This window comes from uncultured Microbulbifer sp. (genome assembly GCF_913055755.1).
GTDB lineage: Bacteria > Pseudomonadota > Gammaproteobacteria > Pseudomonadales > Cellvibrionaceae > Microbulbifer.
Window position 1 is genome coordinate 1 of record NZ_CAJXKH010000050.1, and the last position, 22,010, is coordinate 22,010.

The window sequence follows — 22,010 nt, forward strand, 5'->3', positions numbered from 1 at the left end:
CAGATGAATTCGCCATCGAACTCGGCGCCAGCGTTGTCGGCAATATCCAGCGCGGTCACGTCGAACCCCTGCGCCTTCAGTTCCGCCGCCACGCGCCCGGTACCGCAACCGAGGTCGATCACGGAGGCGCCCATGGGCATGTTGAGCTGTGTCAGCGCGTCATCGAGAAACCGCATACCGGGGGACCGCTCGCTGTAGCGCGGGTCTGCCCACATGGTCTGGTATTTTTCGCGCTCTTCGGTGGTTACTGCATCAGCCATTGCATGCCTTCCTCAATACTCATCTGCGGGACTTTGCTTTGCATGGCACCGCAGTTGATAAATTCAAAATTTGGATTACCGAGGGCGGATTCGAACAGGAGCGGCAGGTGGCTCAGGTTGTTCGGTTTTCCGCCTTCGAGGCGCTCTTCCTGGTTCGCGTCTACACCGACGATGGCGACTTTTCTGCAGCCCATTTTGTAGGCCCATTGCAGAGCGCCCCAGGCGCTGTTGCCGCTGTTGATGCTGCCGACCATGCTGTGCAGGCCGGTTTTTCCGCTCCAACGCCACAGCCACCATTGCGGGCTGCCTTTCTCTGCCGGCTCCGGCATGACGCCGCGGGTGCGGTGGAAGCGCTCGACGCCCATTGGGATGTCGTGCTGCGGCTCGACCGCGGCGGCGTACTTCACGCCGTCTTTGCGCTGGCGCATGCGGCGGATGTTGGCCTCGCTCGGGTCGAGGGTGAAAAAGTGTGTGGCCTTTACGCGCTCAATGGCGCCATTGACGGCGATGCAGATGCAGCCTTTGGGTGGCTGGAACCCGGCAGCGCTGGGGCCGCTGGCAACGATAACGGCTGGGCGAGTGTCCAGCCGAGCGGGGCCTGTATAAAACACGTGAGCGCGGTTTCCCTTGTGCAGTTGATGACTTCGCGGCCTTCGCTCTTCATGCGCTTTTGCAGCCGGGCGAATTCATTTGGCCAGTTGCGGATCTTCTCGGCATTGCCGAGGCCCTTTTCGTGGTTGCCATGCCAGTGGCGCATGCCGCCGGTAAATTGGCAGTCGTAACCCAGCAGGATGATGCGCCTTGCGCCCCACTTGGCCGCCAGTGCGATGGCACCGTAGCCGGAATTACGCCCATGCTGGAATGCCACATGCTCGGCAACCTTGGCGCCGCGCACGGCGGTGACCTTGTTGCCGGCGAAGTGTTTGGCCCGCTCGCCGTACTGGCTCCACCATGCTCGGTCCATGGCATAGAGCGTGTGCGCCCATGGGCACAGTTGCCAGGTGTTGTTGGTGACAATGGTGGGCAGACCGGATTGCCTCACCTGATCGCAGTCCTCAGCCGTGAGGCTGGGGCCGCTGGCAATGCAGACGGCTATGGTCCAGTCCGTCATCGAGGACCGGTTGAATCCTTCGGTTCGATATGAGTGAGCCAGCAAAGTGAACAGAAACCTGAAAGCCAAATAACTCCTAGAATTATGGCGGCAACCTTCATGGTTAACTGATCTGCGAAAAATGCAGAAGTTAACATCATCCACCCCATAAAAAAGAAAATGGCCAAAACTGATTTTCTTCTCATGGACGTTCTTCCCACCAGCCGCGAATCACGCCGGTGAAATCGGTACAGGTGGCGCGAAGGTAGATTGTGCCGGGGCCGTTTCCACGCTCACTATTGATGTTTTCACCAATCGAGAAGCGGCGCTGGGAGTTGGTGTCCGTCTTCAGCCTCAATACGTCAAGGGTGGTGCCACCGGTTAGGGTGCCGCCCGCGGTGAGCTCAAGCTGCGGAGCATGTGCCGGGGCGTCAAGCATGCTGTTGCGGGGGATGACGGGGAGCGTTTCAGCGAAGCTGCCGCCTTCTGTTCCGCCAGCCACACTCTCAAGCCGAATCTGGCCGCCGTCGCACTCCGCGCCTATCTCAAAAATGATGTAGTCAACGGGGGCAATGACCTTAACAATGTATGTGCCGGTAAACGCTGTTGCGAATTCGCGGAAGGTGCGGAACTCTCGGCCGGCGAAGAATCCGGTTTGGGCTACGTCTACGCGCAGGCGGCGGTTTGGGCCGTTTTCGTCTGTTAGCAGGTCACCGGGGACAAGAGCAACGACTGCAGGAACTAGGTTCCCCGGGATGTCGTCATGCTGAACGCTCGGCGCTCCGAAAATCCGCCGCTTGGTTTCATCACTCACCTTCGTTCACCCCTTGGCTTGCCATGAGATTGATGTATTCGAGACCGCTGTCCGGGTCTGGAAGTACCGCGTGAATATTATAAATGCCGCCGCGGAAAACGATTCGGTCTTCTGAGGTTACGTCGGTTTTCCGCAGCTTGAAGCGCGCAGTGATTTGGGCCTGCGTTGCTTGTGACTGTAGGAACTCGCGGCCACTGACCGGCACCACGGCGGCGCTCCGGATTGACAGCAGAACCCAGTTGACTTCCTGCTCACCGGTTACCGGGTCTTGGGTTTTCTGCTGACGCTCGATCGATATTCGGTGGCGCAGCTCGCCGGATCTCAATCTCATGCGACTGTTGACCGTCTTAGTGAGGTGAGTAGCGCGACCGACCCGCGGCCGAGCACATAGCCATAACCGGCGTTGCCGAAGTCTTCGACAAAGGTATCGTCTTCACCGCCTCGACTTCGGTATTGCCGCTCAAGCTCTATAAGTACTGCGGCCTTTACCAGCGGCTTTGGCTGGGGATGCCCGTTGCTGTCCAGGTCTGGCACTGGCTCACCGTTGCTGTCGATTACGGGGTCGCCGTTGCTGTCATACTCGGGGATGTAGAGCTTATCTGGGTCTTTTACCCATTCGACGACCGCTTCGCTGATTGCTGGAATGAAAACTGCAAGCCACGGGGCATCGAATATGCTGTCGTTGGAATCAATGCGCAGGTGGTTTTCTGCTTCCGCCTGGGTGACAAATTCAATCATCGGTTTTGCCCTGCAGCTTTACGGGCTTACTCGGATCGTCTTTGTATTTCACGCTGGTGGTGCCGTCGCGTCCTTTCCGAACTGCCATGCGCCATGCGTCTTTTTTATAGCCTGGGCGGTCATTGGTGTCTTTCTGGGCTACCCAAAGGCAGCCATCGTGCGTGACAAAATCCCCTTTCTCTACAGTCATGCCGTCGCGCCAGTAGCCTTTGTCTCTAGGCAGGCTGGTTTTGATGAGCTGCTCGGTTCCATCTTTGGCGCGGAGAATCAGGGATTTTTCACCGTCGAAATCAATGCTGGCGCCTTCCCAGCTGGCGCCGTCTTTTCCGACGACTTGACCGAGGTCGTGACACTTGCCGTCGCTGGTGGTGCCTACCAGGTGGCCGTCACGGTTTACCAAGAAACCTGTGAGGCCGATGCCGTCTTTTCCATCCTCGCCGTCTTTGGGCGGGTGGGCTTTAAGGTATTCTGTTACCACATCACGCAGCAGACTGGGGTCTTCCCGCAGGGCTTTGGCGATGTCTTCGTGGGTGATTTCTACCGGGTCGGCGTCTTTCCCGTCTTCACCTTTCGGGCCTGGCTCAGGCTTGCGCGCTTGCAGCTCGTCGATACGTTTTTGCTGGTCGGCGATTTGCTGTTTCAGTGGGGCTACGGCTTCACGGATGAGCTCGCCCATGTCTTTGCCAAACTGGATTGGATCAAGCACTGACGGCCTCTCGTGCGGCCCGGATGGCCTTCATTCTGTTGAGTTCCATTTTTAACTCGCGCTGCTCTTCGGTTTCTTCCGGCTCAACAACTTGCGGCTCTACCGGGGCAAGGTCGTTGCGCTCTGCAAGAACTCCCAGCGGGTAGTCCTGATGTTGACCCCACAGGGTGTCACCGCCGCCGGTTGGGGCGAGGTTAAAGCGCGCACGGGCTTCGTCTGGGGTTGATATTTTGCCGCCAACCAAAGTGTTGGCGACTTCGGCCTGCTTGCCTTGGTCCATGCGCCACAGGGGCTGCGCATCTAGCTGGACGCGCAGGGGCGGTTTGATGCTTAGGCCTTCCACCAGTAGATCTTCCATAGCCTCGATGATTGGGCTTAGAGCTGAGTCATGGTATTCGACGTTGATGTCGTCGGATTTCCATCCAGCTGGTGGCGCGGTGATGCCCACTTTGTAGGGCTTGATGCGGAAGGCCTGGGCGATTTGTTCGTCGCTGTAGCGCATCTGCTCCACGAGCTGGCTGTCTGCAGCGCGGAAGGCGAAGCTGGTGAATTTCATGTCGGAACCAATGACGCCGACTTTGCCGGAGTTCTTGCCGCTAAAATTGGTATTCCAATATTCTTTGAGCGCTTTCGCGTCCTCGTCACTCATTCCCGCTGGGGCAGTGAGGATGCCGCCGGGGTTGGACCCGTTGCCGAAAAAGTCGGTGGCGTTCTTCAGGATCTTGAGGTTTTTGACTGCTGGCCAGTTGGCGGCGCACAAGGGCGGGACGCCAATCAGTGGGTGGTGGAAGGTATCCCACCGGTCGTGAATGATTTCTGAGGCGGGCAGGATGACGTTGCCGTCTCTCTCTGCGAGCCCTTCCGGCATTGGCGGCAGGTCGTTCCATCCGTTATAGCCGCACATCTCGTAGAAGATGTCGCCGCTGTCTGAAACCATTGGCCGCACGCGACAGGGATCGAGAACAAATAAGCTGGTGACAACTTGGCGGTTGTCGCGCACCTTCAAAACATAGGTGTTGCCGTGGAGTAGCTTGGACAATACCCACGACTCACGGAACTGCTGTGCGGTTTGGAAATAGTTCGGCTTGCGCAATACGGGGTCGTAAGCTGGGTTGGTGGTTTCTACCCAGATGTTGCCGCTTTTGCCCATGAGCATGTAGGGCAGCTTTGCGATGTCTTGAGCAATCAGGCTGATGCAGGCGTATAGCGTTGGATAGCAGAGCACATCACAGATCTGCTCTTCCTGATTGCGCTGCCAGGCGCCAGCGAAGGTCTCCATGACGCTGCGCCACAGCCCTTTGCTCGGGACGCTGTGCAGGGCCTTTTTACGGCCGATCTCGAAACCGAAGATTTTCAATGTCAGCTCTCTTTTGCGGCTTCGATTTTTTGGCGAAGCGTGGCTTCGTCCCAGCCGTGGTAGGCGCGTTTGCCGGATACCTGCTGATATTCCACCCGGAGTTGCTGCAGTTCTTCATCCTGCTTTGGCGGTTCTTCGGCGCGCATCTCTCGGGTGCTGTATTCCATGGCGGCGCCGGTGCGCATGAGGGCTTTTGCACGGAAGACCGGAAGGTTTCGAACATGCCCGGTTCGCATTCTTACTTTCATGGTTTGCCCTGGATTAAGAAAGGGGCCACATTGTGACCCCGTTCTGTTTGCCAACCTTAGCTAACAACTTCGCAGGCATCCCATGCGACGTTCATCCATGCCACTGCGGCATCACGACGGCGCGCCCAGTTGATGTACCGCTCCACCAGGAAGCCGACGCTGTTGGTTTGCCACAGGCTAACCAGTGATGCGCCTGTCGGGGTGGTGCTGTTCATGTTGGGAGCGTTGTCCATGAGCAGAGAGGCTTCACGGGATACGCGCACATCGAAGCCGCCTTCATCACCAATGAAGATCTCGCTGCCTTTCACCAGTGCGACAAACGATCCAGTGGAATCGGTTGGCGCATAGTTGGAGACATACACTGGGAAGCCTGCCAAGGTGCCGCCCGTTGGGGTTACGGTCGGGTAGGCCATGTTGCCGATTTCATTGGTCATTTGGGACAGAGCAATGGCGTTGCGGCCACTCATTACCCAGAACATTCCATCAAAGTTGAGGTTTGCATCGTTGTGGGCGTTGAGCATTTCTGCGATGTCACAGCGGACGCCGATAATGCCGGTATCACCATTCGGGGTGAGGCCGGTTACACCGTTGAAGATGGAACCGGGGCTTTCATCGGCAACAGCTGCCACAGACGGATCTGCGAAGGTGGTGTCGATGGTGGAGCCTACTGCGCGGGCCAGCTCGTCACGGAACAGCATGTCAGCGGCTACGGATGCGCGGCGCAGCTGCTCTTCAGTCGCGGCGGCAATAGCGGCAACTTTCAACGGTGCCAACTTTGTGCGAGTCCAAGACCACTTGGTGACCGGCTTGGCGTCGCCCTCTGCAACCCAGTTAGCAGTTGCGCCGGAGTTTTGAATCAATACCGGGGTGTCGAACGGCAGGCGGCGCAGCTGGCCTTCGATTTGACCTAGCAGGGTACGCGGGCGCAGGAACTCTACGAAGTCGGCGAACATGCTGCCTTCGTTAATCAGGTTGCCTGCCCAGTTGGCGTCCTGCGTATGCGCGGCGTCTACGGGGGCTTTGATAACGGTCTGCAGGCCTTCATCGTGCGGATAGAGGCTCTTGGCTACCTTGTCCACGGGCTCTGCGTCAATGTGCGACAGCAGTTTTACGCGGGCGAAGCGGGCCATGCCTACGCCGGGCTCCAGTTTCTCGTTGTGCTTGGCGCGCACATCAAGGCTTTTGAAGCTCAGCGGTTGGGCTGCGGCTTTTTTGCCTTCGGTCTCCACGGACTTCGCGTTATCCGCTTGCATTGCAAGCAGTTTGCGGAAGCGGGCAAGGTCGTCGTCCAGGCGTTTGACTTCCAGCTCTACGCTGTCGAACTCTTGCGCTTCGGCGTCGTCCAGTGAGCGTGCTTCGTCAATCGACTTCTGGGTGATTTCTTCGAGGCGTGCGGCCTTTTCTTTGCGGGTCGCTTCGAGCGCCGCGATTTGCTGTGCAATATTCATTGCTGTTTTCCTCAATTTTTGAATGGCTCTGCCAAAAGGCAGTGCGTTTGGCTGTCTCCAGACAGTCACCAGCGAATTCGCGGTACCAGGGCAAACTGGTACGGCTATCGCGGAATGCGCCCGGTTAGGCTCGGGCTACGCACACAAAAAAGGCCGCGATGTGCGGCCTTGAGTTATTTCTTTAGGGTGATTGAACCCGGGTGCGATGGTGGGGCTTTTGCCAGTGTGATGGCGCCCCCCATGGCTTTGTTAATGAGCTGCTGGCGCTCTTTGTCGTCGCCGGCGGTGACTCCAAGCTCTGAGCGGATGCCTGCTGGGTCGGCAGATTTGAAGCTTGAGAGCATGGCTTCTGGGTTGGCCGGTACGGATACGAGGCTCAGTTCCAGCATTTCCCATTTGGTGAAACGCAGGCCGCCGCTTTTCAGCAGTTCGACACCATCTTCCATGGCACGGAAACCAATGCTGACGGCGCCCAGCAGTTTGTATTTGACGGAATGCCACGCCTCTTCAACACGGTCTTTGACGTTGCCGGCTTCGATCACGTGCGGCAGGGTTGCGGTGAACGGGATTCCGGTTTTGGTGGCCTTGCCAAACTCTACATTGCCCACGGGCAAATCATGCTTGTGGTACAGGTGCAGGTTGATTGGGCCACGGAATACGGCGCCCGCGGGCTCTACCACGTCGCCTACGCGGTCTGGCGTTGGGGTGGTGGCCATGCCGGTGATGATGCGTTTTTCATCATCTACGGCTTTCACTTGCATGAGACTGTAGGCTTTCATGGTTATCCCAGTACGAACATTTTCAGAGGTTTCTTTTCCAGCGAGACGGCATTGGCGGCGCCGAAGGCCATGACCATGGCGACGATTGCGTCGATCTTGTTAATCGATTTCTGCTTGGCCAGCCAGCGGTTGTCCCACTTGTCCATCTCTGTGACGGCGGACATGACGGCTGATACAAGGACTGGGTTTCTCTTGAACCTGACCCGACCTTCGAGCATGGCGTCTTCAAGCATCCGGAGCGACCCGGGGAACCATAGGCCATCGGCCTGTTTGTTCTGCTGCTTTGCCGCGGCCTCCATCTCTGCGGTGGGCTTGCCCTTTTTGACGCCACCCTGGGGATGCTCGACAAACGGCAAGTTAAGGCCGAGCTCTTGGGCGTCTTCTTCCAGCCGGCGGAAGGCGTAACGGTCATAGGCGACCATTCTTACCCGGTAGTCGCGGTCGTATTCGACCATGGTTTGAGCTACATGCCGGTAGCTGATGTTTTCGCCGGCGGGGGCGTGTATGTGGCCGCCTTGGTGCCATAGCGGGTATGGGATTTTGTCCCGCTCTGCCCTTGCTGCCATGGTGTCGCCTGGTGTCCAGGCTTCAATCCATGCGTCAAAGGTGGGCTTCTTCAGGATTACGGATTTACCTGATTTGTCGACCGCTTCGACCTCGACATCACCGGTATGCACGACCGCGGCCATGGCGGTTATGTCTCGGTTTTGTGAGAGGTCGAGACCGAGCCAGATGTCTTTGCCGTGGTGCTCTGCTGTGTTTACGTCCTGCAGTAACGGCTCAACTACTTCCCGGCTCATCCAGGCGGCTTCTGCGTCTGTCCAGGTGCAGAAGTGCAGGCGCAGGATGCCGTTTTGCTTTGACGGTATGTTCTTTGCCTGGGCGACGACGCCGGCCAGATACTCTTCGGTGATGGTGACATCCATCAGCGGGTTGGCTTTTATCCAACAGCTTGGATCGTTCAGTGGGTCGTCGTCTTTATCCAGCGCGCATACGTAGCTAAATGTGGTGTCGTCCAGAATCTCGCCCTGATAGCTCGTATCGTTCGGGGCGTCCTGGTTGCCGGCGGCGACCTTCACCGCCCATTCATGTTCCTGCCAGCAGACGCTGTTCCGGTCGCTTCCGGAGTTGGTAATCATGAATAGCAGGGGCTGGCGGCGGAATTTGAAGCCGCGCTCTAGCATCTCGATGATGCCGCCGTCTGGGTGCTCGTGGAGCTCGTCAATCAGTGCGAAGTGTGGCCGCGGGCCGGATCCGGTCTTTTTGGTCTCACGCGATACTGGGCGGAAAAATGAGCCTTTTTTCAGGTAGGCGAGATTGTATTCCCGGCCGGGGCCGCCGCTGCGCTTGAGTCGTTTGTCCAGGTCGGGGGATTTATCGACCATTTTGACCGCATCCCGGAAAAGGATTCCGGCTTGCTCTTTGGTGGCGCCAGCGGAATAAATCTCGGCTCCGGCTTCGCCATCAGCCATCAATCCATAGAGGCCAATCCCGCCTGCAAGAGGGCTCTTACCGTTGCCCTTCCCCTGCTCGATGTAGGCGCGACGGAAGCGCCTTGTTCCATCCAACCGTTTCCAACCGAACAGTGACCCCATAATGAAGTCTTGCGCTGGCTGGCATTTGAAGGCGCGGCCCTCGAATTGCCCTTCGCTCAGTCTCAGTTTTGTTTCCAGAAACCGAATAGCCCGGTTTGCCCCATCAAGATCGAAGTGAATGTCTTCTCGCTTCAGGTCGTCAATGTGACGCTGGCAGGCGTTTCGAACATGCGGCCCAGCGATGATGTCACCGGCAATGACGGCCTTTGCGTAGGCTGTCACGCGGTCAGTCATCAAAGAATTCATCCTCGTCTTTTTCTTCCGAATCTGAGCGGTTGCGCTCATCGGTGAGGCCGAGCTCACTCATGTAGGCGCGCATCTGGCCGTGCTTCGAAGCCGGGAAACCCATCGGGTTTACGCGGAACTCATTCCACAGTTCGCAGAATGCGATTGCTGCAGGCAGGCGGCTCCCATCCAGCCAGGTGGCCGGTTCAATGAAACTTTTCCAGGCCTTGAGCGCGTCGCCCTTCATGCCGGTCGGTTTTTTCAGTTCACCGAAGGACTGCTTGGACTTTTCAGCCTTTTCGCGCAATTCCTTTTCGGTGCCGTGGCGGTCCCCCCGCCTGGTCCCATCCACCACCCGAAGTGCGGACGGCTTGGGCTTCGCTCCTCTTGTGGCCATGTCAAATTACCAAATCCAGAACATTAATCTGGCATTGCGAAAAATTAACTTCGGGCGCGGTGTCCGCTTGGTGAGAATATTTTTCATTTACCTCCCCCCCCCTACCCTATTACAGGCCATCCATCTGGGCCTATCTCAGCGACTGGCGTGCCACCTGATTCGCGTACCGTTTTATCTCTGTGACATGGCTCTCTGCACAACCACTGCAGGTTGTCCATGTCATCCGTACCGCCTTGGCTTACCGGCTTGATGTGGTCTGCATCACCCTCTTCGGTGACCTTGCCGCATAGCTGGCATGTGTACTGGTCGCGCAGTGCTACTGCATCACGCTTGCGTCGCCATGGTCTGCCGCCTCTACCGTTACCCCAACGGCCTGCCATCGAGGTAGGTGGTTTGCGGTTCTTCTCCACCATCATCAACCAACTGCATCACTGCCTGAGCCAGCATCGCGTTGCTGTTCGCCAAGCGATTCATTGATTCCGTCAGCGCTGTGATTGCTGCTGTTTGCTCTCGCAGCCCTGAGACCAGCTGCTCGTTTTGCTCTGTCACGGGCAAGGTTCCAATAGTGTTTGATCTTCGCGCGCCGACGGGCGCAGGCTGAGCAGGGCATCAGTAGCTCCACATGGCGGGGCGTGGCGCCTGGTCTGCGGTGAGGTCATCCAGGTGGATGAACCGTCCAGCCCAGTCGCCCTTCTGGCTCACGCCGACACCAGTGAAGCCGGCACGAATAGCCATACCCACAACGCGCAATGCATCACCACCGGCGATGCGCACATCGACGGCTTGGCCCGTGGCGTGGGTCTGGGTGTAGCCCTTGGCGGTGTTGTAGGCCTCACAGCGGAAACCGCTACTGATAACCATCGGGCCGACCTGCTCACGCACAGCAATCAGCCGGCGCAGCGTGTTGTCATTGAATTTATTCTCACCACAGCAGGAGCACTTCAGTTCATCGTTGCTGAAGTAGGGATTCTCAATCACCGGTTATTCTCCAGCCACTTACCAAACCGCTCATGATTCTGCCGATTGCAGTCCGTCAGAAACGCCAACGCCGCATCCCCGTGGTCCTGGTACTCGCCATTCGTATGGCCGCGGTACTCAGGCGGGGTGCACAACTTAATCAGCGACTCCGGAGGCAACCGGTAGACCGTCTCCGTCACGATGATCGGCTCCGGTGGCACCATTGGTGATGGCGGCGTTGCGCATCCGGCGAACATCATCAGGATGGCCAAGAGAACGCCACTCGCGCACTTCTTCCACTTCATGCTCAAGCCTCGAATTCTCTGCGAGCAGCTGGTTAATCCTGCTCATGCTTTCCTGTGCGGTCTTTTCAGCCTCAGCCAGAAGCTGAAGATCTGCCAGGCGCTGCGCCTCTGCCGCTTCCCGCTTGCGGTCGGCCTCTGCCGCCATCTGCCTCGCTTGTTCAATGGCCTGCTCTTTCTGAGCAATCGCCTGCGCCTGCGCACCGTTGATTTCGGCCTGCTCTTTGATCGTGCCGGTGTTGTGCATCAACAGCAGCGCCACCATCAGCACAAACGCAGAAAATCCAACAATGCGAGAAATCATTGCGGTTTCACCATCGCCTTGGCTCGCGCCTTCACCAGGCTCAATGCAAAGTCCAACAGCAAAGGGCCTCCATACCCACAAATGCCCGCAATCATGCCCATACCGAACACGCCAACATCAAAGTAAAGGCAGGCATAAATAGCGATAACGCCGGTGAAGGCGGCCCCGAAAATCTTGATAAGGCCATCACGGAAGCTCGGCTTACTACCCTCTTTCTGGCATTCAATCAGATAGTTGAGATAACCACCTGAACCCGCCAAAAACACCAGCCAAACGTAATTAAGGATCTTCCCCAGCAGAGCCACGATACTTTCGGTCATCCCTTCGCCTTCTTAGCAGCTTGTACAACTCGACCAACAAACCACCCATACAAAGACCAACGATGGCCAACAGAATGATGTTCAAGACAGCGGGCACGGCTCACTCCATCGAACAGAATCAGCAGGCACACCGCCATGCCGACATATTCGTAGAACCCGTATAGCAGAGACCCGCTTACACGATCCTCAATAACAGTCAGCCCGCCATAAAACAGGCTCAGAACACACGCACCGGCCGAAAGCCGCGCGCCGCGCGCCAGGAACAGATAGAAAAACCACCAATCGATCGCCACCGCCAGCGACATATACGGCACCAGCGAATAGTGACCAACCGCCACCAGAAAATGGAAAAGCCCCTCATACGCCAGCAAATACGCCAGCGCCACCAGCGCCGTACGCTCCCGCCCAAACCACAGCGCATACACAGCGACAGCGGCACACACCGCCATCGCCGCATAGCCAAAAAACTGAATCACTTCTGACCAGACTTCTTCGGCGGCTTGGTTGGCTTAGTCACGACGATCACCTCCGGCAAAAATAAAAAAGCCCACCTGTGGGAGTGGGCAAGGGCTTTTGAGTTTCACCCTGTGAGAGTGACAGGCACAAAAAAACCGGCTCGAGGCCGGTTTCTTGAATCTTGAGCGGTAAAACCGCAACTTGCCTAAGAATAACCACTTTATGATGCAGCATGCAAGCCCTACGCAAACATTAACAGCGAAGGATTGAAATCCTCAGCGGTGCGCCTGCATTTCATGGTGAGGTACATCTCCACCGTCCGCTCCGCCGTGCTTCGCAAATTCCGGAGCTGGTTGTTATTCACCCCCAGAAACTTACACGCCTTTCGCTCGGACATCTTCCGCAAATAGAGCAGCTTAAGCACCTCCCCCTCTTTTTCGCACCGACCTTTAACGAAACGCACAGCCCTATCAACATCCTCCGCCAACTCAGTAACTGGCATTGGCGGCATCCACCCATCATCCACCCTGAACTGATCTCGTATCGAGCGTGCAAAATTCGCCTGTCTAGGGTAATCAATCTCGGCGCCTGCCTCACCACAGCATCGAAACCCCCAATCGCGCAACGCATCCACAACCCAATTATCACCCTGCATACTGCCCCCTCACAGATACCAAACTCTGTCTCAGACATACTCCCACGCGGGTTTCAGCCGTTTTTCATATCATCCAAAAGCGCCTTAATCAGCTTCGCAGCCTCCCAACTGTTGATTAACGGCGCACTGCATCGGTAGACCGTCCACCCCAGGCGCATCGCGTGGTGGTATTTGGTCAAATCTTCCTCGAATCCTGTGCCCCTGTTGTGCCGGCCGCCGATGTGGGCACCGCCCTCTACCTCTACGGCGAACATCAGATCAGGCCATGCAAAGTCAAAGCGCCAGTCTTTGAGACCATGATCCAGTAACCGCTTGCGGAGGCCTTTTCCGGTACCGCCTGATGCCATGGCGCCGAAGCGGTATTCCTGTTCGCCTGGCCGCGCCTCCAGATAGCGGAGCTGTAGGCGGAGTGCTTCTTCCAGGTGACTCACAGAGTGATACCCAACGGCTTTACCGGAACCCCCTCCCAGTGGAGCGGGCACCCCAGCAGATACCAATCATCCGGATGGACAACGAGCCGCTTCGGGCTGGCGAAACTCATATACGAATCCCAACGTCTTGTGGCGCTCTCAATTCGGCGCTCAAGCGAAACGCTTCTGTTCAATCTTCCACCTCCATTCCCAACTCAATTCGAACCTGCTGCAGCAACACCTCCTCCGGCCCGAACCGCTTCTGCCAAATCTGCGGCCCCGCGTGGAAGGCCTCACCGTAGCCACCCAGGCGGTGGTGGTGGGGGCATAGCGGGATAACCTCGAAGTGCGTCGCGCGCTTGCGGCCCTGGCCGGATCGTATGTGGTGAATCTCGGCCGGGGTCTCGCCCAGCTCAAGGTTCCGGCATACGATGCAGCCCAGGGCGGCCACTGCGTCTAGATGCTCGCTTTCGGCCTTTTTCATATGAACTTGCCCAGCTGTGCGCGCAAGAGGCGCAGAACTTGACGCTCGCCGTCGGAAAGTTCAGCCATTTCAAGCTCTGGATCTTGATCGCCATAAAGCTCAAGACAGCTAATACCTTTACATAGCGCGCGCAGTTCCGGCTCAGTTGCCTTTAGCGTGTAATTGGTTTCGATAATCTCGATCACAGCGGCACCCTCCCGGCATCGATGCCTTTAGGGGCGGTGAGCCACCACTCCCCATAGCTAATCTGATGCTCAACGAACTCAGTGCGATATTCGCTAATCAGTTCGCGCTGCTCGAAGAACCCCCAACCCTTTGGTGCCAGCGCGAACTTTCCGGGTACATGCCTGCTTGGTCGCCTAACCATCTGTCTCGGCCCATGAAAAAACAGCGTCCAAGTCCCCGGCGCCGCGTCATGGATGCGATGGATCGTGTTCCCATTCACCTGGTTGTACCAACGGCGGCGCACGCGCTCAGTGAGGCAGCCAGCAGGGCCAGCCGCGGGGCACAGGTCAAGCGCCCGCTCCTCCTCGTAGCTGCCGCACAGGATCAAACTGCCACCCCACCCCCACGGATGGTTGTGCAAATGGCGTTCGCTGTCGCTGGAGACGAAGCGGTGCAGGTAAAACGTAATACCGAACAGTTGGCCGAGGTAGTACCGCTCAAGGTAGGGGCCGGAGTCCAGATTGATGAATCGCACCGGCAGGCGGCCGGTCAGCCAGTAAAGTAATTTATTCATCACGCGGCCACTCCTCGTCGTGATGCTTCAGCTTCGACTCGTAATCGAGGATTTCAGATAGTTTCCACCTTGTGCTTCCGCCAATCTTGTAAGGCTTGGGAATCAAACCCTCTTTACTCCACCGCCAAATCGTTGCCCTGGAACAGCTCCACCTGACCGTCAATTCCTTATCAGAAACGTATAATTTACCGACAATATCGCTCATTTCTCTACCCCCCACTCAGCCATAGCCCCATCACCATCACCGCAAACCACGGTCACATAGCGCATTTTGACAATCTTGAATCCTTTGATGCCGCCGCGCTTGGCGCATCTCATCTCCGCCCACTCCCAGCCCTTCGCGCCCAGGTTCTCCGGTACCGGCTTGAAGTAGTTCAGGGCGGCCAGGTACAGCGCCGAACAGGCAAACAGCAGGCTAAACCAGTTCATGGCTGCACCCCTTCCAGCGCAGCGATGTAACCGAACACACCCATCAGCACCAGCAGGTAACCGATACCCTCAACCGCCAGCCAAAGGCGCTCGCGGCGCTCCCGCGGGCTCATGACTCCACCACCTGGTGGATCTTCGCCGTGTGGCCGGTAATCAGGCAGCGGCGGCGGCCGATCTCGCGCACCGCGCCGGACTTCTTCAGTTCGTTGATGCGCCCGGCTACCGTGCCCTGCGGCAACCTCAGCACCGAGGCGAGTTCGCTATTGGTGCGGCCGTGTTTCCATTTCTTCAGCATCCCCAGCACGCGCACGCACTGGGCAGTCTTATTGACCTTGCCGTTCGCCAGCAGGCTGGTATCCGCAACCATCACGCTTTCCTCCCCTTCGGGTCCGGTTTGTGGCTCACCGTCAGATGCACGATCTGGCGCTTGGTGTAGCGGGTCTTGCCGCACTTGGCGCGCTCGGCCCGCAACTCAAACGCAGACGCCCCCATCGGCACCCGCTGAATGTTTCCGCCGCGGCGCAGAAACGCCTCCACGTCATCCGCAATCGACTCGCGGGCCTTCTCGGTCAGCCGCACACGCGGGCTTTCGAATGGCTGGCGGCTGTTAATCACGTCGGTCAATGTCGTCACAGTGGTTACCCTCAAAGTCCATGTTGTGCGCGAAGCTCAGCCAGCTTCCGCGCGTTTTCTTCTTTGCTCAGCGCTCGTTCGTCGCTTTCAATCTGCCGTTCTGGCGGCATCGGCTGCGGCAGCGGGCGGCCCATCTGGATGTCTTCCAGCACCACCTTCCACGCCTCCGCAAACCCCTTGCGCTGCACCGGCGTCGGCTGGCCGCTCAGCAAGCCCCAATCCAACCGGCAGTACGCCGCGTACACCGCCGGGTTCAGCTTCGTGAAATCCCGCTTCACACCCCGCGGTCCGAAAAACTTCTGCAGTTGCGAAAACCCCTCCGCCTCCGTCGGCACCCGCCAGTGGGTCAGCTGCGCCCTGCGGCAGAGGGCGATGAAATCCCCGGTGCTGGGCAGGAACGGGCCCGGCTGCAGCCGCAGCTCGTCAAGCGCGCGCTCAATCACGGCCCAGTCTTCGATGCCCGCCTGGATAAACGCCCGCGTCCACTCCGCTTTGGCCGTCCCGATCTCCTCCGGCGTAAAGGCCGCCCGCCAACCGGGCTTGATCGCCACCAGGCGCCGGAACAGCGTGTTCACCAGCTCCGCCGCCGAATTCGGCGTCGAACCAGCTCGTGTCGTCGTGGTCGATGGTGTTGCTTGCACCAGATGCCCCTCCCTGTGCGTTGTTGTGATTCAGGAACCATTCGAATTTGAAACCGCGCCAACCGCGCTCGCAGGCCACCGCCAGGCACTCGTCCACGGAGAAGCCAGCGGCAGCGGCCTTGGCCATCTCCGGAGCGAGTCGATCAACAGCGGTTTGAGTCAGCGGAGCCTTCCGAGTGGTTTTCCAGTCGGACAGGACTTGTGCGGATGGTTGGGTTGGCCAGGATGAGAAATCCAAAGCGCTCGAATTTTTCGGTTTGCCAGCGGCGCGCTTGCGCGCCCCAATATTACCTCTATTTGTATTGCTCTTAACTGTACTGCTCTCTTCAGCGTTTTCCGAATACCCCCCTTCGACATTCCGAATAGGGTTCGCCGTGTTTTCCGAATACCCCCTTCGGGATTCCGAATACCCCTTGAGGACGAAAATATTGCGCTCGACAATGCGCTTTCCGTCCCGTTTTTGAGCAACGCGGATGAAGCCTTTTTTCTCAAGATTGGAGATGATTTCGGAGACACGAGAAGCAGACAGACCGAAGAATTCAGCGAACGCCTTGTTCGACTTGAAACAGCCGCGAGTGGAGTCCGCGCACAGGCTCTTGATCTCTACCAACATCACCTTTTCCTGCAGGCTCAGGCCAGTGGAGAGCCAAAGCTCTGCCGGTATCCAGACACCTTCGAATGCGCGCTTATCGCTCACGCCTCACCCCGCTGACGATTCGCCTCAGCCTTCGCAAGCGCCTCCTGAAGCGCCACACGAACCGCGATACCGTACATACGCCCAGCCAGTCCCGATGCGTCTTTCGCAGACAGGGAGAGCTTAAACGAGCCATCCACCACCAGCACCACCGCGCCGGGAACCTCTCGCACCTCGATGAAACTCTCACCAGCCACAGTAATCACCCCCACCGATGTAATCGTCTGCCATTTCCGCCAGGACGATCGCAAAGATGCCCAGCAAGCAGACGGTTATCCCCAAAGCGGTAAGCTCGTATTGCATGTTGTTATCCGTTTTATCGACTATGTTTTTCAGGCGGCAGAGCCAATCAACTCTTCATCCACCTTCAGGCCGCCATTCGTGAGCCTCTCCAGCTCGTACTGTCGGCGCGCAGGAATTTGGCTCCACTGAGATACCGCCTGAGGTTTCACCCCCAATGCTTCAGCCAGGCTCTTCGCGCTACCGAAGTGATTGATTGCTTCTTGCTTGGTCACTTGCCGCTCCTCGTTTGGTGATCAAATTAAAGCATGCTTAACAATATGGGCGCAAGCATGCTTAAGCCAGTTTAGGTAAAGATTGCTTTATGACGAGTATTAACGATCGGATGAAACAGGCGCGCGAGAAGGCCGGGCTGACTCAGTCGGAGCTTGCCCGCTCTTGTGGTGTAAGCGTCCAAGCGGTTTCACAGTGGGAAAGCGGGAGCACGAAGAATCCCGCGGCGTCCAATGTTCTGGCGACAGCAAAGGCGACGGGGCTGAGCATTGAGTGGCTAATAACCGGTCGCCAGCCGGTCACGGCCAGATCAATCGATGACGAGCATTCTAGTGGCGTTTCCGAGCCAATGGCCGAGTACTGCATCAGTAAACCGCCTTCCCGTAGCAGGTCATCTGAAGAGGCCACGCTTATATCGATGATCGAACTGGGGGTCGATAAAGGGTTCCTGACGACTCAGCACCTGAAGGCCATTCGCGAGCTGGTTCAGCTAATGACTCGCCATGAGGAGTGGCACGGATGACTAGGGAGTTTTTGGCCGTTGATATTGAAACAGCAAATCAATCAAGAGGATCGATCTGCCAAATAGGCATAGCGCGATACGTTGACGGGAAAATGACAGGAGGTTGGAGCGCGCTCGTTGATCCAGAAGAGGGTTTTCAGGCCATTAACACCAGAATCCATGGCATTTCGTCAGTCGAGGTTCGCGGAGAGAAAACCTTCCCGCAAATTTACCCCGTACTCTACCGACTACTGCACGGAAAGGTCTGCATTAGCCATTCGGACTTTGATGTTCAAGCCATCGAACAAGCTTGCCGAAAGCACTCACTTAAAACACCGCAGCCAAAATGGATCGATTCTGCTGCCGCGGCAAGGTCGCAGGCTCCCGCCGGATATACCGGGGGGTTTAAGCTCGACACCCTGTGTGAATTCATTGGGTATAAGTTCAAGCACCATGATGCGATTGAGGACGCAGCTGCATGCGGCCAAGTATTCCTGGCCGCGGAAAGCGGGCTTTTCTCAGGCCTACCATCGGGAGGCGAAACTAAAAAAAGCAACCCTTATCCAAAGGCTGTGACTCGCGACGGAAACCCAGAAGGACCGCTGTTTGGGAAGGCTATCGTTTTCACCGGAAAAATATCAATCAGCAAGACTGAGGCCGCTGACCTCGCACAGTCGGCTGGCATCTCGGTGAAGTCGAGCGTTAGCAAAAAGGTGGACTATGTTGTGGTTGGGGAGCAAGACCTTGTCGCAACAAAAGGACACGCGAAGAGCTCAAAGCACCGCAAGGCGGAAGAGTTGGCCAGCACCGGGCACCACATTAGGATCATCGACGAGTATGAGTTCAGGGAGTTGATACTTGCGACAGAGGAATGACCTCGAAGCCCCAAGGGGCTTTTTTTTGTGCCATTCTATAAAGCATGCTTTACATCGATTTTAAAGCTTGCTTTAATCAACTCAGACAAGGAAATAGCTGGAGCGCGAAATGACCACCACCCAACTCACCGAACTACGCAAAACCATCTCAACCATCATTCAGATGATCCGCCGCACCAATGAAGCGCTAGCCGTGGCCTACAACGCAGGTCAGACCGACGAGCAGCGCCTCAATTTTGCCGAGAGCAGCATCAAGCACATCGCAACCGTCGTGCACTCCATGTACGAGCAGACAGACTGCTACGAAGACCTCAAGTGCAGCAAAGAGGTTCAGAACGCCCACAACTACCTGTACCAGGCAACCGTGCAGGCCGGAGACCTATGCACCCAGGAAGGGTTCGACCGCCTCATCGTTGGCATCGACGGCGCAATGAACGAACTCGAGCACGCCAACGCCAAGGCAAAACTCCCCATCGTCACCGTCGAAGACGAGCAGGCCATCCGCCGCGCCGTGTGGTCCGCATTCCACCGCACCGGCGCCGCCCCCTGCCCCTACCCAGCAGGCCACAACCATCGCGAAATATGGGCCGACGAATGCACCGCCATCGCCGCCGAATTCAGTAACGAAATACTCGCAGCACCCCCACAGGCCGAAGTAATCACCCTGGAAGAAGCCTGCCGAGAACTGAACTTCCAAGACGCATTGCGCGTATTCGGCGAGCTGCCGATCTACGACGTGCAAGACGGCGAGGCCATCCCATTCCCAACCCAGAATCCGAGCCCAGAGCAGCCAGACAAAGAAGAGCCGCTGCCAGCCGCCGCGGTGCACTAACAACCCCGCGCATGGCCGATGCGCGCCACTGCTGCAGAGTCGGGTCGCTTGCCCGGCGCAAACCCCGCAACTGCAATTGTGGGAATAACGGGCAGATCCGCGGCACTAATCGGCAAGGCAAGCCACAACGTACGCTGGTAGCCCCGCCAGTGCCGACAGAGGGGCAATACAGTTTAACCACTCCAAGGCATTGGGCGGCGGGTACGGGGCCATTTTTGGAAATGATTTCTCGGGCGAGCGCAGCGCCTGAACCGTTGCAATAGCGAAAAGCCACTAACCGTATCAGGGCAACCAATGACGCTGGGCGAAGTAACACAGCGGCGGTCGAGAAACGGGAGCCGCCCCGTCTGCGTAAAAGCGACTCAAGACCCGCTTGTCAGGGGCTGCCGCCGGAGCACAGAAGGCCGTGAAAACGCCGGGCCAACGAATGAGCAAGTGCCACTTGTGAATCGCCGGGGGAACGGTTGGCACGATAGGCCAACGCCGGAAGCGTAACCGGCACCAATTAACCGGGGGATATATGAGAGGAAGCATTGTACTGGCGTGTGCTGCAGCTTTGTCAGCATCTGTAGGCATTGAGGTGAACAGATGGAACGAGAGCCGATTTCTTATTTCGGAAGCCTCGGCCGATAAGCCGAACACGGTCAGCCAGAAAAAACGCCGGCAGCGGGCAAAGTGGGTACGAAAATAATGGGCACAGAATTCGAACACAAATTCCAACAGCGCTGGATGCGCCTGCCGCACCAACTGCGCAGCGCCATCAAAGACCTGCACCGGGCCGGCCGCAACATCGACCTGATCCGCAACGCGCGGGTCATCGCTCGCCAGTCGTTGCGCAACCCGCTGGACCAGGTGCTGGCAGACACGCTCATCGAGCGACGGGAACTGCCGCAGGTGCAGAGATTTGTGCAGGAGGCGCTGTGAGACAGCCATCAGACAAAAACATCCGCCTATGGCTGACCGGCCTTCGGTTGGTTGCGATGACCTCAAACGGTCTGGATGACGAAGGCCAGGCGGAGATGAAAATAGATTGCAGTCGCTCCACCAAAACCATACTGGCGCGGCTCGGAAATGCCGATCACCTGATACGCCGGCTCTCGCACAACTGGCTGATAACCGTAGTGGTCATTATCAAAGACCTGCACGGCAACTACGACACCCGCCACCATTTGTTTCTGGCGAAGGGCCAGCGGATCAACGACACCGCCGAAGACGTGCAGCCGGTACTGGATCGGATACGCGGCGAGGTGAATGAAAAGCTGATCGTGGACTGGGGATGGATCGCCGAGATTCTGCCGACCAAGCGTTTTGACAAAAAGCAGGACGAGCAGCGGTTTTTCGAGCGGGCAGAGCAGTATTTGGAAAACTGGATTATCAATAAACACATAGAACAGGAGAGAGTGGCGTGATGGATAGCAGAGAAGCGGCGATGGTCGCAGCAGTCGAGTGCATTAAGCGCGGTAGGTACACGCTGGCGATGAAGGAACTTGAGCACGCCCTATCCCAACAAGCAGAGAATGCGGAGCCTGTGCACCAGCTCAAATCAAAGTTCGGTGGATGGGATGATGTGACAGAGAGCGAATACCGCATTGCACATCCAGGTTATACGCGGCGCAAGCTCTACACCGCACTCCGGCACTGCTGGCTTGGGTGGAAAGCCTGGAGCGAGGAAACACCCACCGAGCCGGGTAAGTACCTGACCTACTGGAGCGATGGCACCATCGAAACCTATCCGTTCGATCAGTACGAACTGGAGGCCCATGCCGTCACCATCGGCACCACCGTACTGACCCACTGGGCCGAACTGCCGCAAGCACCGGATGCTCCCGTAACTGATTACGGTACCAAACCCGAGCACCCGGTGATCCAGGCTGCCCGCGGCGCATGGCCAGAGATTCAGAAAGAGTGGGCTAAATCAGAGCATCCCGACGATCCGTGGATTAGCTGTGCGGAGCGGTTGCCTGAGGATTGGCAATCCGTCGCCTTCGTTGCAAAGACAAATCCGGCGGGGTGCTACCCGCACGGAAATGGCAAAGTTTTTGGCGGTATCTATCGTGCCGGCGAGTTCTCGGGTTTTACAGTACCGGGAATGACTATGGATGCGTATTTCTGGATGCCACTCCCAGCGCCACCAGAAGAGCAGGAGGGGGAGTGATGAGAGCCGACAAGCACAGCACATGCATACACCCTAACTGCGAATGCCTGGATTATTGCGAGGCGGAAGACCCGTATTCGAAAACTCCGGTGGCTGCATGTAACGAATGCGGCCGCCAGGTGTGCAATGACGAACTGTGCGAGGAGTACCAGGAATATCTCGCACTGCTCAAAGAAGGCTACCGCCGCGTGGATGCCGCGGTACGCTCAGGCTGGAAAGGCGCGGAGGAAGTGTGAGCGCACTCATCACCCACACCCAAGCCAACCGCGAATTCTTCGCCCCCACCGCTGCGCCCCGGCGCCGCCAGTGGTGCGACTGGATCGTGCGCGGCGTGGTGCGGGGCAAGATCATCGACGGGCGGCCCTATGTCGATGCAAACTGGTTCGCCACCAACAACTGTATGAGCGAGCCACCGAAGGCCACCCCCACCGCAATGGAACTGCTGAGCTGAC

General features: G+C 57.5%; 38 protein-coding genes. 8 read left to right on the plus strand and 30 right to left on the minus strand.

Annotated elements, in window-relative coordinates; translation table 11 throughout:
• From QZ511_RS09860 to QZ511_RS10005, 30 genes are all read right to left on the minus strand, one after another.
• The coding region (locus tag QZ511_RS09860) for a methyltransferase domain-containing protein (RefSeq protein ID WP_295802142.1) at positions 1–260 on the minus strand (260 nt) is incomplete at its 3' end.
• On the minus strand, positions 245–688 hold the full coding sequence (locus QZ511_RS09865) for a hypothetical protein (RefSeq protein ID WP_295802143.1): 444 nt from the start codon (positions 686–688) through the stop codon (positions 245–247). The genes QZ511_RS09865 and QZ511_RS09860, both read right to left, overlap by 16 nt.
• 50 nt (positions 689–738) lie before the next feature.
• A complete protein-coding gene (locus tag QZ511_RS09870) occupies positions 739–1,371 on the minus strand; it encodes a hypothetical protein (RefSeq protein ID WP_295802144.1) in 633 nt (210 codons plus the stop codon).
• A gap of 181 nt (positions 1,372–1,552) precedes the next feature.
• Positions 1,553–2,164 (minus strand): hypothetical protein, encoded by a 612-nt coding sequence (locus tag QZ511_RS09875; RefSeq protein WP_295802145.1) that lies wholly within the window; start codon positions 2,162–2,164, stop codon positions 1,553–1,555.
• Positions 2,157–2,495, minus strand: a complete 339-nt coding sequence (locus tag QZ511_RS09880; protein WP_295802146.1) for a phage head closure protein — start codon at positions 2,493–2,495, stop codon at positions 2,157–2,159. The genes QZ511_RS09875 and QZ511_RS09880 overlap by 8 nt, the downstream gene beginning before the upstream one ends.
• On the minus strand, positions 2,492–2,902 hold the full coding sequence (locus tag QZ511_RS09885; RefSeq protein WP_295802147.1) for a hypothetical protein: 411 nt from the start codon (positions 2,900–2,902) through the stop codon (positions 2,492–2,494). The genes QZ511_RS09880 and QZ511_RS09885 overlap by 4 nt, the downstream gene beginning before the upstream one ends.
• Positions 2,895–3,608 (minus strand): hypothetical protein, encoded by a 714-nt coding sequence (locus QZ511_RS09890; protein WP_295802148.1) that lies wholly within the window; start codon positions 3,606–3,608, stop codon positions 2,895–2,897. The genes QZ511_RS09885 and QZ511_RS09890 overlap by 8 nt, the downstream gene beginning before the upstream one ends.
• The gene (locus QZ511_RS09895; RefSeq protein ID WP_295802149.1) at positions 3,601–4,965 is read right to left on the minus strand and encodes a phage portal protein; all 1,365 of its coding nucleotides are present in this window, start codon (positions 4,963–4,965) and stop codon (positions 3,601–3,603) included. Before QZ511_RS09895 ends, QZ511_RS09890 begins: the two co-directional genes overlap by 8 nt.
• Before the next feature lie 2 nt (positions 4,966–4,967).
• The gene (locus tag QZ511_RS09900) at positions 4,968–5,213 is read right to left on the minus strand and encodes a hypothetical protein (protein WP_295802150.1); all 246 of its coding nucleotides are present in this window, start codon (positions 5,211–5,213) and stop codon (positions 4,968–4,970) included.
• 56 nt (positions 5,214–5,269) lie between these two features.
• Complete coding sequence (locus QZ511_RS09905; protein ID WP_295802151.1) at positions 5,270–6,661, minus strand: phage major capsid protein; 1,392 nt, start codon at positions 6,659–6,661, stop codon at positions 5,270–5,272.
• Between the two features lie 173 nt (positions 6,662–6,834).
• Positions 6,835–7,440 (minus strand): HK97 family phage prohead protease, encoded by a 606-nt coding sequence (locus QZ511_RS09910; protein WP_295802152.1) that lies wholly within the window; start codon positions 7,438–7,440, stop codon positions 6,835–6,837.
• A 2-nt stretch (positions 7,441–7,442) separates the two neighbouring features.
• Positions 7,443–9,269 carry a terminase TerL endonuclease subunit gene (locus tag QZ511_RS09915; RefSeq protein ID WP_295802153.1) on the minus strand — a complete coding sequence of 609 codons (1,827 nt, stop codon included), beginning with the start codon at positions 9,267–9,269 and terminating at the stop codon, positions 7,443–7,445.
• Positions 9,262–9,657, minus strand: coding sequence for a hypothetical protein (locus QZ511_RS09920; RefSeq protein WP_295802154.1), 396 nt, complete (start codon positions 9,655–9,657; stop codon positions 9,262–9,264). Before QZ511_RS09920 ends, QZ511_RS09915 begins: the two co-directional genes overlap by 8 nt.
• 101 nt (positions 9,658–9,758) lie before the next feature.
• Positions 9,759–10,073, minus strand: coding sequence for an HNH endonuclease signature motif containing protein (locus QZ511_RS09925; protein ID WP_366935645.1), 315 nt, complete (start codon positions 10,071–10,073; stop codon positions 9,759–9,761).
• Positions 10,018–10,206: a hypothetical protein gene (locus QZ511_RS09930; RefSeq protein ID WP_295802184.1), complete on the minus strand. Its 189-nt coding sequence runs from the start codon at positions 10,204–10,206 to the stop codon at positions 10,018–10,020. Before QZ511_RS09930 ends, QZ511_RS09925 begins: the two co-directional genes overlap by 56 nt.
• Before the next feature lie 60 nt (positions 10,207–10,266).
• On the minus strand, positions 10,267–10,635 hold the full coding sequence (locus tag QZ511_RS09935; protein ID WP_295802155.1) for a D-Ala-D-Ala carboxypeptidase family metallohydrolase: 369 nt from the start codon (positions 10,633–10,635) through the stop codon (positions 10,267–10,269).
• Positions 10,636–10,770: 135 nt separating this feature from the next.
• Positions 10,771–11,220: a hypothetical protein gene (locus QZ511_RS09940; RefSeq protein ID WP_295802156.1), complete on the minus strand. Its 450-nt coding sequence runs from the start codon at positions 11,218–11,220 to the stop codon at positions 10,771–10,773.
• The gene (locus tag QZ511_RS09945; RefSeq protein WP_295802157.1) at positions 11,217–11,540 is read right to left on the minus strand and encodes a phage holin family protein; all 324 of its coding nucleotides are present in this window, start codon (positions 11,538–11,540) and stop codon (positions 11,217–11,219) included. The genes QZ511_RS09940 and QZ511_RS09945 overlap by 4 nt, the downstream gene beginning before the upstream one ends.
• Entirely contained in the window at positions 11,537–12,016 is a 480-nt protein-coding gene (locus QZ511_RS09950; RefSeq protein WP_295802158.1) for a hypothetical protein, read from the minus strand. The genes QZ511_RS09945 and QZ511_RS09950 overlap by 4 nt, the downstream gene beginning before the upstream one ends.
• Positions 12,017–12,704: 688 nt before the next feature.
• Positions 12,705–13,082, minus strand: a complete 378-nt coding sequence (locus QZ511_RS09955) for a hypothetical protein (RefSeq protein WP_295802159.1) — start codon at positions 13,080–13,082, stop codon at positions 12,705–12,707.
• A 169-nt stretch (positions 13,083–13,251) separates the two neighbouring features.
• Positions 13,252–13,545, minus strand: a complete 294-nt coding sequence (locus QZ511_RS09960) for a Ref family recombination enhancement nuclease (protein ID WP_295802160.1) — start codon at positions 13,543–13,545, stop codon at positions 13,252–13,254.
• Entirely contained in the window at positions 13,542–13,730 is a 189-nt protein-coding gene (locus QZ511_RS09965) for a hypothetical protein (protein ID WP_295802161.1), read from the minus strand. Before QZ511_RS09965 ends, QZ511_RS09960 begins: the two co-directional genes overlap by 4 nt.
• Positions 13,727–14,284: a hypothetical protein gene (locus QZ511_RS09970; protein WP_295802162.1), complete on the minus strand. Its 558-nt coding sequence runs from the start codon at positions 14,282–14,284 to the stop codon at positions 13,727–13,729. Before QZ511_RS09970 ends, QZ511_RS09965 begins: the two co-directional genes overlap by 4 nt.
• 201 nt (positions 14,285–14,485) lie before the next feature.
• On the minus strand, positions 14,486–14,713 hold the full coding sequence (locus QZ511_RS09975; RefSeq protein WP_295802163.1) for a hypothetical protein: 228 nt from the start codon (positions 14,711–14,713) through the stop codon (positions 14,486–14,488).
• 109 nt (positions 14,714–14,822) lie between these two features.
• Positions 14,823–15,080, minus strand: coding sequence for a hypothetical protein (locus tag QZ511_RS09980; RefSeq protein WP_295802164.1), 258 nt, complete (start codon positions 15,078–15,080; stop codon positions 14,823–14,825).
• Positions 15,080–15,346 (minus strand): hypothetical protein, encoded by a 267-nt coding sequence (locus QZ511_RS09985; protein WP_295802165.1) that lies wholly within the window; start codon positions 15,344–15,346, stop codon positions 15,080–15,082. The genes QZ511_RS09980 and QZ511_RS09985 overlap by 1 nt, the downstream gene beginning before the upstream one ends.
• 11 nt (positions 15,347–15,357) lie before the next feature.
• Positions 15,358–15,897, minus strand: coding sequence for a replication protein P (locus tag QZ511_RS09990; protein WP_295802182.1), 540 nt, complete (start codon positions 15,895–15,897; stop codon positions 15,358–15,360).
• Positions 15,782–16,684 (minus strand): helix-turn-helix domain-containing protein, encoded by a 903-nt coding sequence (locus QZ511_RS09995; RefSeq protein ID WP_295802166.1) that lies wholly within the window; start codon positions 16,682–16,684, stop codon positions 15,782–15,784. Before QZ511_RS09995 ends, QZ511_RS09990 begins: the two co-directional genes overlap by 116 nt.
• Entirely contained in the window at positions 16,681–16,878 is a 198-nt protein-coding gene (locus QZ511_RS10000) for a hypothetical protein (protein WP_295802167.1), read from the minus strand. Before QZ511_RS10000 ends, QZ511_RS09995 begins: the two co-directional genes overlap by 4 nt.
• A 135-nt stretch (positions 16,879–17,013) precedes the next feature.
• A complete protein-coding gene (locus QZ511_RS10005; protein WP_295802168.1) occupies positions 17,014–17,196 on the minus strand; it encodes a Cro/CI family transcriptional regulator in 183 nt (60 codons plus the stop codon).
• An 89-nt stretch (positions 17,197–17,285) separates the two neighbouring features.
• On the opposite strand from QZ511_RS10005, the gene QZ511_RS10010 reads away from it, so the two are divergent.
• The 8 genes from QZ511_RS10010 to QZ511_RS10045 all read left to right on the plus strand — a co-directional run bounded on the left by QZ511_RS10010 (position 17,286) and on the right by QZ511_RS10045 (position 22,009).
• Positions 17,286–17,717 (plus strand): helix-turn-helix transcriptional regulator, encoded by a 432-nt coding sequence (locus QZ511_RS10010; protein WP_295802169.1) that lies wholly within the window; start codon positions 17,286–17,288, stop codon positions 17,715–17,717.
• The gene (locus QZ511_RS10015; RefSeq protein WP_295802170.1) at positions 17,714–18,571 is read left to right on the plus strand and encodes an exonuclease domain-containing protein; all 858 of its coding nucleotides are present in this window, start codon (positions 17,714–17,716) and stop codon (positions 18,569–18,571) included. Before QZ511_RS10010 ends, QZ511_RS10015 begins: the two co-directional genes overlap by 4 nt.
• 109 nt (positions 18,572–18,680) lie before the next feature.
• Positions 18,681–19,403, plus strand: a complete 723-nt coding sequence (locus QZ511_RS10020) for a hypothetical protein (RefSeq protein WP_295802171.1) — start codon at positions 18,681–18,683, stop codon at positions 19,401–19,403.
• Positions 19,404–20,093: 690 nt separating this feature from the next.
• Positions 20,094–20,327 (plus strand): hypothetical protein, encoded by a 234-nt coding sequence (locus QZ511_RS10025; RefSeq protein ID WP_295802172.1) that lies wholly within the window; start codon positions 20,094–20,096, stop codon positions 20,325–20,327.
• A 56-nt stretch (positions 20,328–20,383) separates the two neighbouring features.
• Positions 20,384–20,812, plus strand: a complete 429-nt coding sequence (locus tag QZ511_RS10030; RefSeq protein WP_295802173.1) for a hypothetical protein — start codon at positions 20,384–20,386, stop codon at positions 20,810–20,812.
• Entirely contained in the window at positions 20,812–21,558 is a 747-nt protein-coding gene (locus QZ511_RS10035) for a DUF551 domain-containing protein (RefSeq protein ID WP_295802183.1), read from the plus strand. Before QZ511_RS10030 ends, QZ511_RS10035 begins: the two co-directional genes overlap by 1 nt.
• The gene (locus QZ511_RS10040) at positions 21,558–21,794 is read left to right on the plus strand and encodes a hypothetical protein (protein ID WP_295802174.1); all 237 of its coding nucleotides are present in this window, start codon (positions 21,558–21,560) and stop codon (positions 21,792–21,794) included. The genes QZ511_RS10035 and QZ511_RS10040 overlap by 1 nt, the downstream gene beginning before the upstream one ends.
• Complete coding sequence (locus QZ511_RS10045) at positions 21,791–22,009, plus strand: hypothetical protein (RefSeq protein ID WP_295802175.1); 219 nt, start codon at positions 21,791–21,793, stop codon at positions 22,007–22,009. Before QZ511_RS10040 ends, QZ511_RS10045 begins: the two co-directional genes overlap by 4 nt.
• The last annotated feature ends 1 nt before the right edge of the window (position 22,010 follow it).

Coding starts and splice junctions, on each gene's coding strand:
- QZ511_RS09970 (WP_295802162.1), bottom strand. CDS start 14,284: ATGAATAAATTACTTTACTGGCTGACCGGCCGCCTGCCGGTGCGATTC.
- QZ511_RS10035 (WP_295802183.1), top strand. CDS start 20,812: ATGGATAGCAGAGAAGCGGCGATGGTCGCAGCAGTCGAGTGCATTAAG.
- QZ511_RS09880 (WP_295802146.1), bottom strand. CDS start 2,495: ATGAGATTGAGATCCGGCGAGCTGCGCCACCGAATATCGATCGAGCGT.
- QZ511_RS10025 (WP_295802172.1), top strand. CDS start 20,094: ATGGGCACAGAATTCGAACACAAATTCCAACAGCGCTGGATGCGCCTG.
- QZ511_RS09900 (WP_295802150.1), bottom strand. CDS start 5,213: ATGAAAGTAAGAATGCGAACCGGGCATGTTCGAAACCTTCCGGTCTTC.
- QZ511_RS10010 (WP_295802169.1), top strand. CDS start 17,286: ATGACGAGTATTAACGATCGGATGAAACAGGCGCGCGAGAAGGCCGGG.
- QZ511_RS09915 (WP_295802153.1), bottom strand. CDS start 9,269: ATGACTGACCGCGTGACAGCCTACGCAAAGGCCGTCATTGCCGGTGAC.
- QZ511_RS09920 (WP_295802154.1), bottom strand. CDS start 9,657: ATGGCCACAAGAGGAGCGAAGCCCAAGCCGTCCGCACTTCGGGTGGTG.
- QZ511_RS10040 (WP_295802174.1), top strand. CDS start 21,558: ATGAGAGCCGACAAGCACAGCACATGCATACACCCTAACTGCGAATGC.
- QZ511_RS09905 (WP_295802151.1), bottom strand. CDS start 6,661: ATGAATATTGCACAGCAAATCGCGGCGCTCGAAGCGACCCGCAAAGAA.
- QZ511_RS10030 (WP_295802173.1), top strand. CDS start 20,384: ATGACCTCAAACGGTCTGGATGACGAAGGCCAGGCGGAGATGAAAATA.
- QZ511_RS09940 (WP_295802156.1), bottom strand. CDS start 11,220: ATGATTTCTCGCATTGTTGGATTTTCTGCGTTTGTGCTGATGGTGGCG.
- QZ511_RS09975 (WP_295802163.1), bottom strand. CDS start 14,713: ATGAACTGGTTTAGCCTGCTGTTTGCCTGTTCGGCGCTGTACCTGGCC.
- QZ511_RS09960 (WP_295802160.1), bottom strand. CDS start 13,545: ATGAAAAAGGCCGAAAGCGAGCATCTAGACGCAGTGGCCGCCCTGGGC.
- QZ511_RS09925 (WP_366935645.1), bottom strand. CDS start 10,073: ATGATGGTGGAGAAGAACCGCAAACCACCTACCTCGATGGCAGGCCGT.
- QZ511_RS10015 (WP_295802170.1), top strand. CDS start 17,714: ATGACTAGGGAGTTTTTGGCCGTTGATATTGAAACAGCAAATCAATCA.
- QZ511_RS09910 (WP_295802152.1), bottom strand. CDS start 7,440: ATGAAAGCCTACAGTCTCATGCAAGTGAAAGCCGTAGATGATGAAAAA.
- QZ511_RS09945 (WP_295802157.1), bottom strand. CDS start 11,540: ATGACCGAAAGTATCGTGGCTCTGCTGGGGAAGATCCTTAATTACGTT.
- QZ511_RS09870 (WP_295802144.1), bottom strand. CDS start 1,371: ATGACGGACTGGACCATAGCCGTCTGCATTGCCAGCGGCCCCAGCCTC.
- QZ511_RS09885 (WP_295802147.1), bottom strand. CDS start 2,902: ATGATTGAATTTGTCACCCAGGCGGAAGCAGAAAACCACCTGCGCATT.
- QZ511_RS10020 (WP_295802171.1), top strand. CDS start 18,681: ATGACCACCACCCAACTCACCGAACTACGCAAAACCATCTCAACCATC.
- QZ511_RS09980 (WP_295802164.1), bottom strand. CDS start 15,080: ATGGTTGCGGATACCAGCCTGCTGGCGAACGGCAAGGTCAATAAGACT.
- QZ511_RS09865 (WP_295802143.1), bottom strand. CDS start 688: ATGCGCCAGCGCAAAGACGGCGTGAAGTACGCCGCCGCGGTCGAGCCG.